15 protein-coding genes and 1 other annotated feature are annotated in these 15,894 nt (G+C 31.4%); of the genes, 4 read left to right on the top strand and 11 right to left on the bottom strand.

Annotated features, from left to right (window positions below; genetic code table 11):
• Positions 1-7 precede the first annotated feature (7 nt).
• Both CN601_RS20580 and CN601_RS20575 read right to left on the bottom strand, forming a co-directional pair.
• Positions 8-520: a MarR family winged helix-turn-helix transcriptional regulator gene (locus CN601_RS20580; RefSeq protein WP_098117792.1), complete on the bottom strand. Its 513-nt coding sequence runs from the start codon at positions 518-520 to the stop codon at positions 8-10.
• 1,400 nt (positions 521-1,920) lie between these two features.
• The gene (locus CN601_RS20575; protein ID WP_098172182.1) at positions 1,921-2,928 is read right to left on the bottom strand and encodes a serine hydrolase domain-containing protein; all 1,008 of its coding nucleotides are present in this window, start codon (positions 2,926-2,928) and stop codon (positions 1,921-1,923) included.
• Between the two features lie 242 nt (positions 2,929-3,170).
• Between CN601_RS20575 and CN601_RS20570 the strand changes: the two genes are divergently transcribed.
• On the top strand, positions 3,171-3,968 hold the full coding sequence (locus CN601_RS20570; protein WP_098117794.1) for an HAD family hydrolase: 798 nt from the start codon (positions 3,171-3,173) through the stop codon (positions 3,966-3,968).
• A gap of 323 nt (positions 3,969-4,291) precedes the next feature.
• On the opposite strand, the gene CN601_RS20565 is transcribed toward CN601_RS20570, so the two are convergent.
• Entirely contained in the window at positions 4,292-4,765 is a 474-nt protein-coding gene (locus CN601_RS20565; protein ID WP_098117796.1) for a MarR family winged helix-turn-helix transcriptional regulator, read from the bottom strand.
• Positions 4,766-4,991: 226 nt separating this feature from the next.
• On the opposite strand from CN601_RS20565, the gene CN601_RS20560 reads away from it, so the two are divergent.
• Positions 4,992-5,618 (top strand): FMN-dependent NADH-azoreductase, encoded by a 627-nt coding sequence (locus CN601_RS20560; protein ID WP_098117798.1) that lies wholly within the window; start codon positions 4,992-4,994, stop codon positions 5,616-5,618.
• Between the two features lie 244 nt (positions 5,619-5,862).
• On the opposite strand, the gene CN601_RS20555 is transcribed toward CN601_RS20560, so the two are convergent.
• The 3 genes from CN601_RS20555 to CN601_RS20545 all read right to left on the bottom strand — a co-directional run bounded on the left by CN601_RS20555 (position 5,863) and on the right by CN601_RS20545 (position 7,731).
• A complete protein-coding gene (locus tag CN601_RS20555) occupies positions 5,863-6,774 on the bottom strand; it encodes a DMT family transporter (RefSeq protein WP_257131768.1) in 912 nt (303 codons plus the stop codon).
• A 3-nt stretch (positions 6,775-6,777) separates the two neighbouring features.
• Positions 6,778-7,338, bottom strand: coding sequence for a GNAT family N-acetyltransferase (locus CN601_RS20550; protein ID WP_098172181.1), 561 nt, complete (start codon positions 7,336-7,338; stop codon positions 6,778-6,780).
• Positions 7,339-7,530: 192 nt separating this feature from the next.
• Complete coding sequence (locus CN601_RS20545) at positions 7,531-7,731, bottom strand: DUF5808 domain-containing protein (protein ID WP_098172180.1); 201 nt, start codon at positions 7,729-7,731, stop codon at positions 7,531-7,533.
• A 492-nt stretch (positions 7,732-8,223) separates the two neighbouring features.
• Here CN601_RS20545 and CN601_RS20540 point away from each other — a divergent pair, with 492 nt between their 5' ends.
• Positions 8,224-8,607: a VOC family protein gene (locus CN601_RS20540; RefSeq protein ID WP_098172179.1), complete on the top strand. Its 384-nt coding sequence runs from the start codon at positions 8,224-8,226 to the stop codon at positions 8,605-8,607.
• Positions 8,608-8,746: 139 nt separating this feature from the next.
• Here CN601_RS20540 and CN601_RS20535 read toward each other — a convergent pair whose 3' ends face one another.
• From CN601_RS20535 to CN601_RS20515, 5 genes are all read right to left on the bottom strand, one after another.
• Positions 8,747-9,655: an SH3 domain-containing protein gene (locus CN601_RS20535; RefSeq protein WP_098172178.1), complete on the bottom strand. Its 909-nt coding sequence runs from the start codon at positions 9,653-9,655 to the stop codon at positions 8,747-8,749.
• A gap of 317 nt (positions 9,656-9,972) precedes the next feature.
• Entirely contained in the window at positions 9,973-11,448 is a 1,476-nt protein-coding gene (locus tag CN601_RS20530; RefSeq protein ID WP_098117804.1) for a DHA2 family efflux MFS transporter permease subunit, read from the bottom strand.
• A 328-nt stretch (positions 11,449-11,776) separates the two neighbouring features.
• Positions 11,777-12,025: a DUF3243 domain-containing protein gene (locus tag CN601_RS20525; protein WP_098117805.1), complete on the bottom strand. Its 249-nt coding sequence runs from the start codon at positions 12,023-12,025 to the stop codon at positions 11,777-11,779.
• Between the two features lie 158 nt (positions 12,026-12,183).
• The gene (locus CN601_RS20520; protein WP_098172177.1) at positions 12,184-13,047 is read right to left on the bottom strand and encodes a DegV family protein; all 864 of its coding nucleotides are present in this window, start codon (positions 13,045-13,047) and stop codon (positions 12,184-12,186) included.
• A 152-nt stretch (positions 13,048-13,199) separates the two neighbouring features.
• Positions 13,200-13,856 (bottom strand): DUF6944 family repetitive protein, encoded by a 657-nt coding sequence (locus tag CN601_RS20515; RefSeq protein ID WP_098172176.1) that lies wholly within the window; start codon positions 13,854-13,856, stop codon positions 13,200-13,202.
• Between the two features lie 108 nt (positions 13,857-13,964).
• Positions 13,965-14,227 (top strand) — a binding site (T-box leader).
• A gap of 86 nt (positions 14,228-14,313) precedes the next feature.
• On the opposite strand from CN601_RS20515, the gene lysS reads away from it, so the two are divergent.
• The gene (gene lysS / locus CN601_RS20510; protein WP_098172175.1) at positions 14,314-15,870 is read left to right on the top strand and encodes a lysine--tRNA ligase; all 1,557 of its coding nucleotides are present in this window, start codon (positions 14,314-14,316) and stop codon (positions 15,868-15,870) included.
• Positions 15,871-15,894 lie beyond the last annotated feature (24 nt).

Genomic DNA, 15,894 nt, shown 5'->3' with positions numbered 1-15,894 from the left:
TTTTAACTTAACGATCTTTTTTTCCTTTTTCCTCATCAAGAAAATACAACACATCAAAGAATTCATAATTATCCATTCCATCTGATTCCATCTTTTTCTTAACAGCTGTAACTAATAATTTTAATCCCTGTTCTACAATTTCCTGATCACTCGTCTCCAAAAGACCTAATGCACTATTTATTGACTTGTTTGCAATTTCTGAAATACTGCCATTAATTTCATCTGCAATACCCTCAGGTAAGGAGATTTCAACAGATCGTTTATCGTTTGGATTTGGTGTTTTTAATAATAGTCCCTTTGTCGTTAACCGTTCAACAATATCCGAAACCGTACTTTGTGTCATTTTTAAATTTTTAGAAAGCTGTTTTATACTCATTGTTTTATGAGCATAAACTTCCCCAATTACTCTTGCTTGCGGAATTGTAACACCATGCTCTTCTGAATGTTTCTGTAGACTTTTCATTAAAAAACGTTGTAAAAAATCTATCGACTCACGAATAAATTCAGCTCTTTCTACCATTTAATCCCTCCTTTTAAATACTTCCCAAAAAATACATCTTATACGATGTATCGCATAAGATTTATATTAAAAGTCAGAGTCCAAATTGTCAATTTATATAATAGAAGATTCATGAAAAATATTGTTATTTTAATCCTAAATGTTCACTTTTAAGATAAAAAATAAGGATGCCTAATTAGACATCCTTTTATATAGTGTTGAAAAATGAGTTTCTCAAAAGAGTCCAACAGTTTGTAGTGAATTTCTACTTTAGCCTATGAAAAGAATGGGGATTTGCATATTATTGCTTATTTGTGTGCTCATGAACCTAGAATAAGTGCGTTTTTTTCTTATGAGTTAATAATTTTCATTTTTCCTCTCTTTTTTTAACTCATGGACCTTTATGAGTTAATAATTTTCGTATTTTCCTTCTTTTTTTAACTCAAGGACCCTTTATGAGTTAATAATTATCGTATTTCCTCTCTTTTTTTAACTCATGGGCCCTTTATGAGATTATAATTTTCATTTTTCCTCTCTCTTTTTAACTCATGGACCCTTTATGAGTTAATAATTATCATTTTTCCTCTCTCTTTTTAACTCATGGACCCTTTATGAGTTAATAATTTTCATTTTTCCTCTCTCTTTTTAACTCATGGACCCTTTATGAGTTAATAATTATCGTATTTCCTCTCTTTTTTTAACTCATGGACCCTTTATGAGTTAATAATTTTCATTTTCCCTCTCTCTTTTTAACTCATGGACCCTTTATGAGTTAATAATTATCGTATTTCCTCTCTCTTTTTAACTCATGGACCCTTTATGAGTTAATAATTATCGTATTTCCTCTTTCTTTTTAACTCATGAACCCTTTATGAGTTAATAATTTTCGTATTTCCCTTCTTTTTTTAACTCATGAATCTTTCTCGGTATTTTACAATCACCTAAATCTTTCATATGTATTATCAATTTATTTTTCAATATTGATTTTTAAGATAATAATAAGGATGCCTAATTAGACATCCTTTTCCAAATTTGCAATTATCCTAAATTATGTAACGATCGCTAGCGTTATTCTCTTAAACTCGAATCATTCTTTTTTTGATTTTTAAATTGTCTCCAACACATAATTGAGAAAGCACAACATCCAATAAAAAATAATAAGCCACTAAACCAATTTTTATACTCATTTGGTATCATGTCGAGATATGGAATTGACGGGTTGAGTACAAAATAACAAAAACAAGAAACAAATGCATAAAATTATTATTTAGAAAATTAGATAGAGTCACATTCTCACACCTTTTTTAATTGTCTTACTAAAAATTATACCCACATAACTAGTATTTGTAATTTGGGGGAATTTCACCTTTTTTAAAGATTTTCAATTTTTATTTAGCTAGACTGCTTTTGACGAACGAAGTCTATCCCATAAATGCATCTGCAACCAGATTACTGAATTCCCTTAAATAATGGAGATAATTATTTCCACCATAGTTATATCTTTTGTTATACATTTTAGCAACAACAACATTATATTTAGGGATTACTAGAATAGTTGGACCTGTTATCCCTAATATTTGGTATGAACCTCGTGGTACTCGATCACCAATTTCACTATTTATTCTCGGAAAATCTTGAACATACCAAAACAATCCATTTTGTGGTAAATCTATATTCTTATTGTTAAAATTTTGAACTTGAGTTGCTATTTCAATAACTTCCTTCGGGACAATCTGTTTTCCATTGATATTTCCTTTATTCAAATGAAGATTACCCCAATATGCAAATTCTCTTGTAGTGACATGTAAGTTAGACTCAGAACCATCACTTGAATATCCCAATTTAAATGATGCTTCTTTATCCGGATTATCAATTACTTTCACTAAACGTTCATTTTCTTTCGTTTCCCAACTAGTTTCTTGTAATCCTAATGGTATAAAGACCCTTTCTTTTAGGAGTTCTGGAAAGCTTTTGTTATACAGATTTTTCATGAGATTTGTCATCATTAATATGTTAATACCGCGATATGCCCATCCTCGCCCTGGTTCAAATTCTCTATAAACGCTTCCGTTATCTGTCTCATTCAAACCATGGGAATGTGTAACTAAATGTCTTATAGTTGTTTTTCCAAGTAAACCTTCATCTAGTTCATCAAAATAATCAATTGCATAATCATCAAGGCTTTTAATTTTCCCTTCATATATTGCAAATGCAACTGCTAATCCTAAATAGCTTTTTCTTGAAGAGGCAACATTGAACTTTGAAGTACGGGTTACTGGTATAGAAATAGGAGAATTACAATGAAAACCATTATAATTTTCTAGTACAATCTTATTATCTTTCATGATTAGTAAAGCTGAAGCAGAACTTTGATTTCGAACTTTTATATCCTCTACCCAGTTTATTATTTCTTTAAATCGATTACTCATTTACTTTATCCACCTATATTTCTTTTTTTATCTATAAATTCAACAAATAATTAAGAGTCCCTTGTAAATTACATTTTATTCACTGATAATCATCTAATTTCCCAATGTGACATTGATTATTGATATAAACTCCATCTTTTTTACCAGCAAAATAAACTTCAATAAATCTATACACAAAGTTTACTAGGTTTTAATATTCAGATGATATGATTGGTTTAACTTCAAATGAGGGGGCAGAATAAATGAATGTACGTGCAGTTTTTATTGATATGGATGGGACCCTGCTAACAGTCTCAAACAACATTTCTCGCCGAAATATGGAAGCTATTAATAAACTCATTGATCAGGGAATTATGGTTTTTCTAGCAACTGGTCGACATTATGAGGTAACCGCTCCTTATCATAAAGAAATTGGATTAAAAACTCCGATGATCTGTTTGAACGGTGCGGCCATTCATGATGGAGAGACAGGAAGAATGCTTCAAAAGAATACAGTCAACGTGGATGAAGAATTACTCCATCATCTGACTGCTGAAAACCCTTGTAATGTTATTATCCATACAGCTAATGGACTTTACTGTAAGGAAATAAATGAAGAAATTGATTATTGGACAAAAATTGGGCAAATTCCACCAAGATACACTGGTGATTTAAGACAAGTTAATTATAGTGATGTTCTTAAATACAGTGTTCGAACAGGTGTACAAAATACTGAACTATCTTCTTTATTTAAAAAAGAAGCTGAAGTCATCGATTGGAACGACGGTTTTGAAATGGTAGCTCCAAATGTATCAAAATGGTCCGCAATCAAAAACTTACTTCATGCATATCAAATTAATCCAACTGAAGTCGTAGCAATCGGAGACGGACCAAATGATATTGAAATGCTTCGTCACGTTGGTACCGGTGTCGCTATGGGGAACGCTAGAGAAGAAGTTAAAGCAGTTGCTGACTTTGTAACTGGACATCATGAAAATGATGGATTAGCTGAATTTTTAGAACGTTATCTGCTTACATCAAAAGAAACATTTGCGATTTAGTAAGTAGGAGTAAATTCTAATTCCTCAATTAAAACAAAGGCTCAGAATAAACTCTGGGCCTTTTTGGCATATTCGCATAATCCTTACTTATAAAAATAATTTTTATCACATTTTATTTACATGTTTCTGTTAAGCAATAAACTCATATATTAATTGACCATAAACTCTGAGTAATTTAAATTACACTCTTGATTGATTTCGTATTCTATCTCATTCCTTGATCTTCATCCACTTGGAGCAATAGTTTGTTCCCCTACTATTCATTCATATTTTGATCATCAGACTACTTTCATACAATAAGAATGTTTTTTTATGCTTAATAATTACCAGACGGGTCTTAATCTCGCTGGTAATTTACCTCCATTTGCTTCATAAATTAATTTTGTTAAATCTTCTTTGAGTATTTGCATTCGTTTAGAACCTATGTTTTCCATCCAACGTTGCTCAATTTCAGTTAGTATTTCATCTTTTGCTTTCATTGCTGACCAACCGCGTTCGGTCAAAACAATAATTTTCCCTCTCTTATCAAAGGGATGATTTTGGCGTATTACATAACCACTTTTCTCCAGAAAATCCACCATTTTACTCACTGCTTGCTTTGTAATTCCTAAATAATCGGCTAGTTCTATACCTGTTGCTCCATCAGGAATAATACGTTTAAACAAAAAACCATGTGCAGATCGAATATCTCCAAATCCTAATTCACTCATTCTGTCATTTAGTTCATTAACCAATGTACTAAATGACATTGACAAAAGTGTTGTAAGATCCATTTCACTATTTTCTTGGTGATTCATATAGATAACCCTCTCTAGAAAAGTCAATCTAGTTGACTTTATTTTATACACATTGTACTATTTATTATATAGTCAATCAAGTTGACTTTATTTAAGTTCCGTTTTACCATGCATAATATAGTCAACCAAGTTGATTAAATTCCCTATTATTATAAGGAAATGAGATACTCATTTTTAATTAGTAAATAAAGAATATTATAAGAATAACTAGCAGGAGGAGAACAGAATGACAACAGTTTTATTTATAAAAGCAAACAATCGACCAGCAGACCAATCAGTGAGTGTTAAATTACATGAGGCTTTTTTAACGAGTTATAAAGAATCACATCCAAACGATACAGTTGTAAACCTTGATTTATATAACGAAGAATTGCCTTATGTAGGAGTAGATATGATTAACGGTACTTTTAAGGCTAGTAGGGGTCTTGATTTAACAGAAAAGGAAGCAGAAGCAGTAGCCATTTCTGATAAATATTTAGATCAATTCCTTGCAGCTGATAAAGTTGTATTTGGTTTCCCTTTATGGAATTTAACAATCCCAGCTGTACTACACACATATATTGATTACTTAAACCGAGCGGGCAAAACATTTAAATATACATCAGAAGGTCCAGTAGGTCTTATTGGAGATAAGAAAATTGTATTATTAAACGCAAGTGGCGGTGTATATTCTGAAGGCCCAAAAGCTGAAGTAGAAATGGCCGTTAAATATGTAGAATCTATGATGAGTTTCTTTGGTGCAAAAAACATCGAGAAAATAGTGATTGAAGGACACAATCAATTCCCAGATAAAGCAGAAGAACTTATTGCTGCGGGACTTGAAACGGCGGTTAACGTAGCAAGTAAGTTTTAATTAACAAGATATATTTCGTTATTACTTTGGAACCCTGGACCTAGTCTAGGGTTTTTGTTTCTACAAAAAAGCGATGCCTTTTATATGCATCGCCAAAATTATTTGAACTTATGATACTAGTAAATAAAGACACTGATTTATTTTCACTGAAACCATTAAATCGCTTCTTTCTAATACATTTTCTACGACCACCACAACCATCAAATCTGAGGATTTTGTATCATACAAAAATCAATCTTAAGTTTCATGCTTTTTTAGAGTCATATTGAAAAGTCGTTTTCTGTTTTGGTTCTTTTATAGATAAATAAACCGCAATAACAATAATAATACTTCCGACGAAAAAAGAAGGTTTAATTTCTTCATTTAATAAAAAGTAGCCAAAAATCGTACCAATCAATGGTTGTAAAAAGAAAAAGAGAGATCCCGTAGACGTGTCAATATATTCAAATCCTTTATTCCATAGATAAAATGCTCCAGCTGTAGAAATCGTTCCTAAAAATACTACCCCAAGCCAAATCCATAGATTAGTAGGTAAATCAGTCATGTGTTTCGATTGTTCTATTATTGAAATAGGTAAAGTAAAAACTACTCCAAAAACAGTTGCCCATGTTGTTACGGTTAAAGAAGAATATTTATTAGTCTGAACTTTACTTAAAACTGTATATAATGCCCAAGTTATTGCTGCACCTACTAAAATAAGATTTCCAAAATATGCTCCTATATTTGAATCACCTTTTGGAAAACCAATTACAACAACTACTCCAATAGTAGCTAATAATAATGAAATGATTTTACGACTATTAATCTTTTCTTTTAAGATAAAAAATGCAAAAAGAGATATTAATGCAGGTGAAGCTGATGTGATTAATGAGCCTATCGCCGCTCCAGATAGTTTTGTTCCAACAAATTGTAGTCCAATTGAGCCGGTGTAGCCTACCAATGCTATAATTGCCATTGGAAATAGATCTTTCTTACTTATTTTCCAGCTCTTTTGAAAAAAGCTAATGATTCCTAATGTTACTAGTGCTAGTAAAAATCTTATTTCTAATAATAGCCAAGGAGAAATGCTATCTAATACTACTTTACTGACGACATATGTCATCCCCCAAATACTAGCAGCTAACGATAAATATATTGCTCCTTTAAAGAAATTCAATTATTACTCATCTCCTAAATCATTCCATTCATTTTTTGAAAGTTCAAATATGATATCAGTTATATATCTCCCTTTAAAATAAGAGTTTTCGATTGTTCCAACCTGTTTAAAACCTAATTTCTTTATTAATTTAATTGAAGATGTATTTTGTTCGATTGCTGTTGCACTTATTTTCTCTTTATTTAATTCATTGAACAAATAAGCTAAAAGTGCTTTTAATGCTTCAGTTGCATAGCCCTTATTTTGAAACTCCGGCTCTAAAGTAAAGCCAATTTCAACTTGATTTGGTTCAGTTAATGTATGTACTCCGATGTCCCCTATCAATCGACACGTCTCTTTATTTTCAATCGCTACTTGAACCCATGAATCTGGAATATTCATAACAGCACATTTTTGTTTTTCTATAAAATCAGTCGCCTGCTCAACTGTATACTTTTCCCAACCTTGATAAATAGCCACATCCGGATTCGAACGATATTTATAAAAGTTGTTTAAATCTTCATCTTTAAACCTTCTAAGCCTTAATCGACTCGTTTCGATCTCAAAAAATTTTGCTCTACTCATATTACACCTCAACTATTCACATATTACTAAATGTCTTCCTATTATACTTTGAAATTTCGAAATAAACATAATTTTTTCACTTAAATTTCTAATAGTCATTGAATCAACTTGCTAAAACAATAAGTTCAATGCTCAAAAAATGACAACTAAAATAATCTATCAAAACTTCCGTTATCAGATAAAGTATTTATTTTAATGAGTACGTAAAAAAATGATCCCAATGATTACAATTATTAATATCCAAGAAATTGGATTCGCCCAGTTAACCGTCCATCCTATTCCAAATGCTTTAGGTATTAAAAAATTGGAATCTTCTTTGTTAAAATAAAAGAAAGCTCCATTTTTCTTTCTATACTCATCTATTTCAGCATGTGTCCACTTTCTCTTACTCAAAACCGCTCACATCCTTTAAAGTTTATGTTTTTTTGTAAATTTCTTCTCACTATTTATTCATTTAATGAGAAATGCTGGTGACTAAATAAATTAACCAGCATCCTTCGATAATATCACAACATTTCCCTTCATTTTTTAATCAAATCTAATACGTGTTTTGTCTTTTAAACTAATGTAACATAATTTAAAGCAGAATCTTCAAGTTGAAGTTTTTCACAAAATAATTGATTAAATATAAGCTGATTGTTGATTTTCTTTTAAATGGCTGTTTAATGCAAAAAGAATTGTCTGAAATTCTACGTTAAAATTGCAAATTCCCCCAAGTTACTAATTACGACTAAGTTGGTAAAATTAAATTGTTATTCCTTTCAAAACTAAAGAACGCAATTATGGATTATGGCACTAATTCAATTTTTATGGTGCCAACACCGTTTTTTTTATATTGTATGTTATACTATTTCGAAGAATTGATATTAATAGGAGGTAAGCATTATGGCTGTTAAAAAACTCGAACATGTAGGGATACAAGTAAGAGATATAGATACATCGATTGAATTTTATACTAGAGTTGTGGGGTTAGTGTTTTTGGAAAAACAGGACCATTTCGATCCAAAAATTAAATTGGCGTTCTTAGGATTTGAGGATTCAAAGGAACCGATTGTAGAATTAATTTCTGGTTATAACCCAGATTTACCAGCTGAAGGAAAAGTTCACCACCTTGCATTTGCAGTAGATAATATTGAAGCGGAGATCGCACGTGTTAAGGACCATCATGTAACATTTGTAGACGAGTCAGTCGCAACATTACCAAGTGGATCAAAATATATCTTCTTTTATGGACCAGACGGAGAGTGGATTGAATTTTTCCAGTCTTAATAATTAAAGTCTTACTTTTAGGATTTAATAACAATAAATCCAATATTTAATTAAATAGAGCCTAAATAAAAAAGAGTGTAGAGAACTATAAGGTTTCTCTACACTCTTTACGTCGAAAATATTAGCTAGTTTAAAAATATTAATATTGACTCAATTTATTTAATGGCGTTTGAATAATAAGCGGTTTTTTTGCGGGATCTAACCATTTTAAAATTGATACTACATTCGTTTTTGATGTAGCTGTGCATCCAGCAGTATAGCCTGAAGTTCCTGCTATATGGAAAAATATTGCACTTCCTTTTCCTGGCGTTCTCGCTTGATTATAGTTTATAACAAATCCATAATCATATTGTGAAATGTTCATCTTCTCTGCAGTTTTCCATCTACCATTATTAGCTGATGCTGATTGCCAAGTATTATACAATTTACTATTCGAATCATCGACCCATACATCATTGGACGTGATTTTTCGATACGTCATTTTAGTTCCTGGATTTGTATTTCTTCCAAAAGCTGTCGTTATTGTATATTTTCCTTCCGGTGTTTCGTAGTCACCTTCATGTTTATTACTAATCATGCCATTTTTACCGATCACACCTGTGTATGTATGTAACTTCTTCCAAGTAGTTCCACTTTTTTCAAATGTCTCTATTAAAGCATTTCTCGTACTTTCATTGCTAGCTGAAACAACAATTAATTGTTTTGATGTACCTAAAGTTTTCATTTTGTTCACAGTCGCTGCTGAAACTGTTGTAGCGGATTTTTTTATGTATTTACTTGAAACCCATCCAGTCTTGCTTCCGCTAGTAATTTTATACCAAGTTCCACTTGTGCTCGTAATCGAAACTTTTGCACCTTTTTTAAGTGTTCCAACAATTTTATTGCTCGTGCTTGGACCACTTCTAACATTTAATACAGTTGCAGTTACTGTACCATTAACTGTAGCAGCTTCCACTGTCTTAATCGCATTTGGAGTAATATTACTATAGAATAAACCTCCAGTTAAAATTGAAAGCGCCAAAGTTGTTTTGCAAATACTTTTAATCATTTAATCAGCTCCATTGTAAAGTAAATCGATCTTCATGAGCCTCTATTATACAGAACTAACCTTTACATAATAAGGACATTTTTATTACAATTCAACTTGTATTATAACATTTCTTTTAAAATTGTAGAAACTATTAAAATTTGTCCGATTAGTACTAAATTATTTAATTTAGCCTCTCTGTTATACTATATTTTTGATTTTCAAAAAAATAGTATGGATTATCTCAAAATTAAGTTCCCATATCATCAGCAATAAAATTTAAAAAAGCTAAAAAAAAACAGAAGCCATACTATTTCTAGGCTTCTGTTTTTAATTTATTAATGTCCTACCATCATTGAAGATTTTGATTCGTCAAGTTCAGCTTGAGACGCATCTGAGTCTTTCAATTTCGGTTTACGTAATATGATTGCTAATAATGCACCTGCTAATGCGATCCCTGCAGCAAGTAAGAATGTATCACCAAATGCTGAAATCATTGCATTTAAAGGATTCTTTGCTGTTGCCATATAATCTTTTGTGCTAGATGTTAAGAATCCAGCCATACCAGCTACAGCAAATGAAACCATAACTTGCTGTGCAGCAGCAGTTAATGGCGTTACACGACTTACTAAATGTCTAGGTGCTGATTGTAATACATGTGTATTAATTGGCATCATTGATAAGCCCATTCCAGCGCCCATCATTGCAAGAGTTAACATGATGAATGCATTTGATGAATCAACTGAAATCTTAGAGAAAATGAATAGTGCAGATGTAATGATTGTTAAACCAACCAGTGCCATCGGTCTAGCGCCAACTTTATCATACATTTTACCACCGATTGGCATCATTAAAGCCGAGGCTAAAGCTTGTGGTAACATGATTAAGCCTGTTTCAAACGCTCCATATTGCTTAACTGTTTGTAAAAATAATGGAACGATTAAGAACGAACCAAATAACGCAATTTGCATGATCCATGTGATTAAAATACTTCTAACAAAATCAGATGATTTAAATACACGTAATTCAAGCAGCGGTTGTTTCTGACGAAGCTCAACTACGATGAAAAGTAATAGTGCTACTCCACCAACGATTAAGCCTGTTAATGTTCCTTTAGAAGTCCAACTAGTTGCACTTTGGCTAACTCCGTATGCTAACATTGAAAAAGCGATTGGAGCAATAATAATCCCTAATCCATCAAGAGATGGTACTGATTTCGTTTCAAAATTCGGTAAGAATTTAAATCCGATGATCATCGCAATAATACCGATTGGTAGATTAATTAAGAAAATCCAGTGCCATGTAGAATATTCTACAAACCATCCTGAAATAACTGGACCTAATGCCGGAGCAAGTAACATTGGAATTCCTAGCATTCCCATAATTGATCCGATTTTTTCTGGAGGAGCTAATCTAAAGATGATTGCCATACCGATTGGAGCTACCATTCCTCCGCCTATTCCTTGAATAACACGGAATAAAATTAACTGTTCTGGTGTTTGTGCAACTGAGCAAAGTACTGAACCGATCGTGAAAAATAGAATCGTTAAAATGAAAATTCTCTTTGCACCAAATCGATCAGACATCCATCCTGCAAGTGGAATTACTGCTGATAATGCTAAAGTATATCCGGTAATCGTCCACTGCATTTTTGTTAAGTCAGACTTAAAGTATTCCGTAATCCCTGGTAATGCCACGTTTACTACGGTACTGTCTAAAATAACCATGATCATCCCTACGATTACTGCCATCATAGGACCGATAATCGTTTTTACGCTAAACGGCTTCTCAGCCGTATCATGCTGATTATTCATATTTTATCCCCATTTCTTCTATATATATTTTGAAAAACTTGTTCAAAATGCTCAAAAATTTAGTAGTCCAATAATCAAAAAATAATAACGGTGCAATTTGAACAGAATGTTTATCATACAAAAAACTAAACAAAATGTAAATGGTAAATGTTTCTACTTCAGAAACAGTATTCACAATAAGTACAGTATATTTGATGTTTTAGTCCATTTCAAGTTTAATTTTCATTAATATTTGTAGATTTTGTGTAAACAGAAAAAACTTCTAACGCAAAAAAAATAGCCTTTATGATTTTATTCACAAGGCTATTTTTTAATTACACTAATTTAGTTATTTGTTTTTAACGTACTTCATCATTAAGCCTGCAATAGTATGTTGCTCTTGTTCATCCGCAACATTCCAAAGGTCTTTTAAGATTTGTTCTTCTGCATTTTTAGGCTCTACTTCATTTGCTAAATAATTTCCTAAGCGAAAAGCCATTTCATTAATAGCGCCTTCTCCAACACCTTTTTCGCCTGTTGCATCTAAACGATCACCTAAAAAGTCTTTCCATTGATCCCAATTATCTAAAATTGACATTGCTTTCACCTCATAAAATTAAAGTTGAAGATTACATAAATACTATTTACTTCTTTCAAAGAAATTATGTATCAAAAATTATCCTGGTATTACTTTTTAGATGAATTAAAAAAAGAGCTATCTTCACCTTTATAATGAAATTTAGCTCTAATTTTATCTTATTGTTTGTTTTCATTCATAAAAAATATAGCCAATGTACCTGGACCTGCATGAGCACCAATTGCTGATCCAATTGAATTAATGACAAATTCCTTACATCCAAACGCTTCGGCCACTGCATTTTTTACCTCGATGGCTTTATCTAAATCGTCCCCATGAGATATACCAATAATTTGACCAGATAAATTTGTTCCTCTTGATTCCATAATTTCAAGAATTCTTTTCAACACTTTTTTAGAACCTCTAATTTTTTCAAGTGGAATTAGTTTCCCACCTTCAACGTGTAAGATCGGTTTAATATTTAATAAATTCCCAACAAATCCTGCAACTTTACTTAAGCGACCTCCACGCACTAAATACTGTAAGTCATCGACAGTGAAAATATGCTCAATATGTTGAATATTATTTTTTATTTTCATAACAACTTCTTCTTTCATTGCACCGCTATTCGCTAGTTTTGCAGCATTAACAGCAATTAACCCTTGTCCAATCGAAGCACCTTTTGTATCATAAATCTCTAAATCAAAGTCAGGAAATTCTTCCTTCAGCTCATTTTTTACCATTACAGTTGATTGATATGTACCTGAAAGTTCAGACGAAAAAGCGATATATATACACGGCGTATTTTCTTTTGCATATTTAATAAACGTATTATAAATATACTCATATGAAGGAAGAGAAGTTTTAAATACTTTTCCATTACGCATTTCATTAAATAAAGTTTTTGAATCTAATGTTACACCATCAAAATATTCTTTTTCATCTTCCGAATAAACTCTTAGAGGAATCACATCAATATTGTATTCCTCAATTATTTCTCTAGGCAAATCAGCCGCACTATCTGTTATTATTTTTACATTCATATATTCTTACCTCGGTTTCAAAAATTAATTTATTTTATTTTCTCATATATTGTTATTACAGAAAAACAAAATGTTTTAATTTACTTTTAATAATTAGTAATTAGCTATTAAAAATAATATACCTTCTTTTTTTCATATTCTTCACAAAAAATTTATATATACCATTCAAATTTTTTATTTGGATAATATCCGTATCTATGTTCTGAATGATTTTCTTCTTCTTCTTTTTGCCTCTTTTTATTCGTCAGTGCATAAACAATTAATATTGCTCCAAAGACTTGAACCCAGCTTCCTACAAGTAAAAGTTGGTCTCCTAATATAGCTTTATCATTTAATAATGCCACATTCCCTACTCCATCAATTAGCGCTCCTAATCCAATTAATTCATTACCATAAGCTTCGATATTGGTTAGAAAAGTACCTTCCTCTAATGCACCAGTTGTTTCAATCTGAGCACCAATTGCTTGTATAATACTTCCAACTGTATTTAGCTTATGTCCTTCTTCTTCTAAACCTTCACGTTCTATATTTGTGGCAATTGTATTTGTTATGTTACCTGCCGCTTGAGACCAAGCGCCAACCATTATTAATAACTCTGTTTTGTCTTGTTCCTTTTTATATAATTTTTCTCGTCCTATCGCTTGCAGGGAGTTGCCAAATGCTTCGATTGCATTTCCTTTTGCAAATAAGTCTCTTCCGAAATCTTCACTAACAATTTTTTTACTTGAAACGCCAACAGCAGAAGTTAATGTACCAAATATTAAAAAGTATCCACCGATCAAAACCAAATCTTCACCCGGATCGTTCATCTTGGCACCTCCCATTTTATTTGCATTTAAATCATTTTATTCAATTTTAATTTTAATTGACAATTATTATTGTTTTAATTAATATAATAACAATAAATATTTCGACATTTAAAAGCCATGAAGAGAAAAGTAGTAAAGCTAACATTATTTACAGAGAACTCTGGTAGCTGAAAAGGAGTAATAATATGCTTTATGAAAAAAAGACTTGGAGCTTCGTATGGAACTAAAGATTACTCTTTAGGGATGGTACGACGGGATCTCCCGTTATAGAGATAGGGTATAAGCATTATGCCGTACCCGATAAGATTGATATGGTAACGTATCAATAAACTGAGGTGGTACCACGAAGTTGACAAACTCTCGTCCTCAAGATGAATAATCTTGGGGGTGGGAGTTTTTTTATTTTCTTTTTTTATTGATTCAACTAAATAAAACAAAAACTTTGAGGTGAAAAAACATGCATTGGGCATATAAAATCGCAAATGAAATAATTGAAAAATATCCAAATAAAGAAACCTATGTTTGTGCATCTGGCATTAGCCCATCTGGTTCCGTTCACATTGGAAATTTTCGTGAGATCATTACATCCTATTTTGTCGTTAAAGCATTAAAAAATTTAGGTAAAAAAACAAGATTTATCTTTTCTTGGGATGACTTTGATCGATTCAGAAAAGTCCCAAATAATATTGATCCCTCTTTTAGTAAATATATCGGACAATCGTATTCAAGTATTCCTGATCCATATGGGTGTCACTCTTCTTTTGCTGAACACTTTGAGAAAGAATTTGAAAATGCTTTGACTGATTTTGGAATTGAGATCGAGTTTATATACCAAAGTAAAGAATACAATTCTGGGCGATATAAAGATGAAATTATTCACGCACTTGAAACAAGAAAAGAAATCTATGATATTTTAATGAAATTCAAAACAACTATTCCAACTGAACAAGAACGGAATGAATTTTATCCAATCACACTTTATTGTGAAAATTGCGAGAAAGATGACACGAAAATTACTGAATATAATAGTAAAAGCAAAATTTTATCTTATTCATGTAGCTGTGGATATTCAAACCTTTTAAATGTAAATGATGCAAGGAATATTAAATTAAACTGGAAAATTGATTGGCCAATGAGATGGATGAAAGAAGATGTCGTTTTTGAACCCGGTGGTAGGGATCATTCGTCTGAGACGGGTAGCTATAATGTATCTAAAGAAATAGCGAAAACAATTTTTAATTTTGAAGCTCCCCACTATGCTTCTTACGAATTTATTGGCATTAAAGGGCAAAATAAAAAAATGTCAAGTTCGACTGGAAATTTGATTACACCAGCTGAATTGCTGAAAGTTTATTTACCTGAAATAATCCTATTTATGTTTGCAAGATACAAACCAACTGCATCATTCAATATAGGACTTGATGAAGATGTTATTAAAAACTATTCAGAATTTGAAAGATATAAAGCGAATTTTATGAATCACACTTTACACGACCAAGATCTTCTTCAGTCCATTGAATTTGCCCATAATAGTGCGATTGAGACCGAGCTACCTAAATTTAATCACATTGCAAGCATTCTACCTTTAGTGAATTATAATGTAGATTTATTACAAAATATTTTTGAAAATAATGGTGAACCTTATCCAATTGAAAAAATTCGTAAAATTAGTCAACGGGCTGAATATTGGATAAAAAAATATTATCCTCAAAAACATATTATTGTTAATCAACAACAAGAAACGGAATACTATCATTCTTTAACTAAACAACAACAAAATTGGTTAACTGTTTTATGTGAACAAATTTTAAATAATGAAAGCACAGAGAATTTAATGAAAGAATTATATTCAATTTGTTACCATGAAGATAAAAAATTAATGAAAACAAATCAAAAACATTTTTTCACAATGATCTATCAGTTAGTTTTAAATAGACCTAGCGGACCACCAATCCCTTTGTTATTTGAGGCAGTAAGTAAAAATGAACTAATTACTTTACTAAAATTTCATTAAGGTTAAATAATTAAAAATGGGACT

Source organism: Bacillus sp. AFS017336 (assembly GCF_002555445.1).
In the GTDB taxonomy this organism is placed as follows: domain Bacteria; phylum Bacillota; class Bacilli; order Bacillales; family Bacillaceae_G; genus Gottfriedia.
Note: the sequence above shows the minus strand (reverse complement) of the source record. Positions and strands in the feature narration are given on the sequence as shown.

Coding starts and splice junctions, on each gene's coding strand:
- CN601_RS20580 (WP_098117792.1), bottom strand. CDS start 520: ATGGTAGAAAGAGCTGAATTTATTCGTGAGTCGATAGATTTTTTACAA.
- CN601_RS20575 (WP_098172182.1), bottom strand. CDS start 2,928: ATGAGTAATCGATTTAAAGAAATAATAAACTGGGTAGAGGATATAAAA.
- CN601_RS20570 (WP_098117794.1), top strand. CDS start 3,171: ATGAATGTACGTGCAGTTTTTATTGATATGGATGGGACCCTGCTAACA.
- CN601_RS20565 (WP_098117796.1), bottom strand. CDS start 4,765: ATGAATCACCAAGAAAATAGTGAAATGGATCTTACAACACTTTTGTCA.
- CN601_RS20560 (WP_098117798.1), top strand. CDS start 4,992: ATGACAACAGTTTTATTTATAAAAGCAAACAATCGACCAGCAGACCAA.
- CN601_RS20550 (WP_098172181.1), bottom strand. CDS start 7,338: ATGAGTAGAGCAAAATTTTTTGAGATCGAAACGAGTCGATTAAGGCTT.
- CN601_RS20540 (WP_098172179.1), top strand. CDS start 8,224: ATGGCTGTTAAAAAACTCGAACATGTAGGGATACAAGTAAGAGATATA.
- CN601_RS20535 (WP_098172178.1), bottom strand. CDS start 9,655: ATGATTAAAAGTATTTGCAAAACAACTTTGGCGCTTTCAATTTTAACT.
- CN601_RS20530 (WP_098117804.1), bottom strand. CDS start 11,448: ATGAATAATCAGCATGATACGGCTGAGAAGCCGTTTAGCGTAAAAACG.
- CN601_RS20525 (WP_098117805.1), bottom strand. CDS start 12,025: ATGTCAATTTTAGATAATTGGGATCAATGGAAAGACTTTTTAGGTGAT.
- CN601_RS20520 (WP_098172177.1), bottom strand. CDS start 13,047: ATGAATGTAAAAATAATAACAGATAGTGCGGCTGATTTGCCTAGAGAA.
- CN601_RS20515 (WP_098172176.1), bottom strand. CDS start 13,856: ATGAACGATCCGGGTGAAGATTTGGTTTTGATCGGTGGATACTTTTTA.
- lysS (WP_098172175.1), top strand. CDS start 14,314: ATGCATTGGGCATATAAAATCGCAAATGAAATAATTGAAAAATATCCA.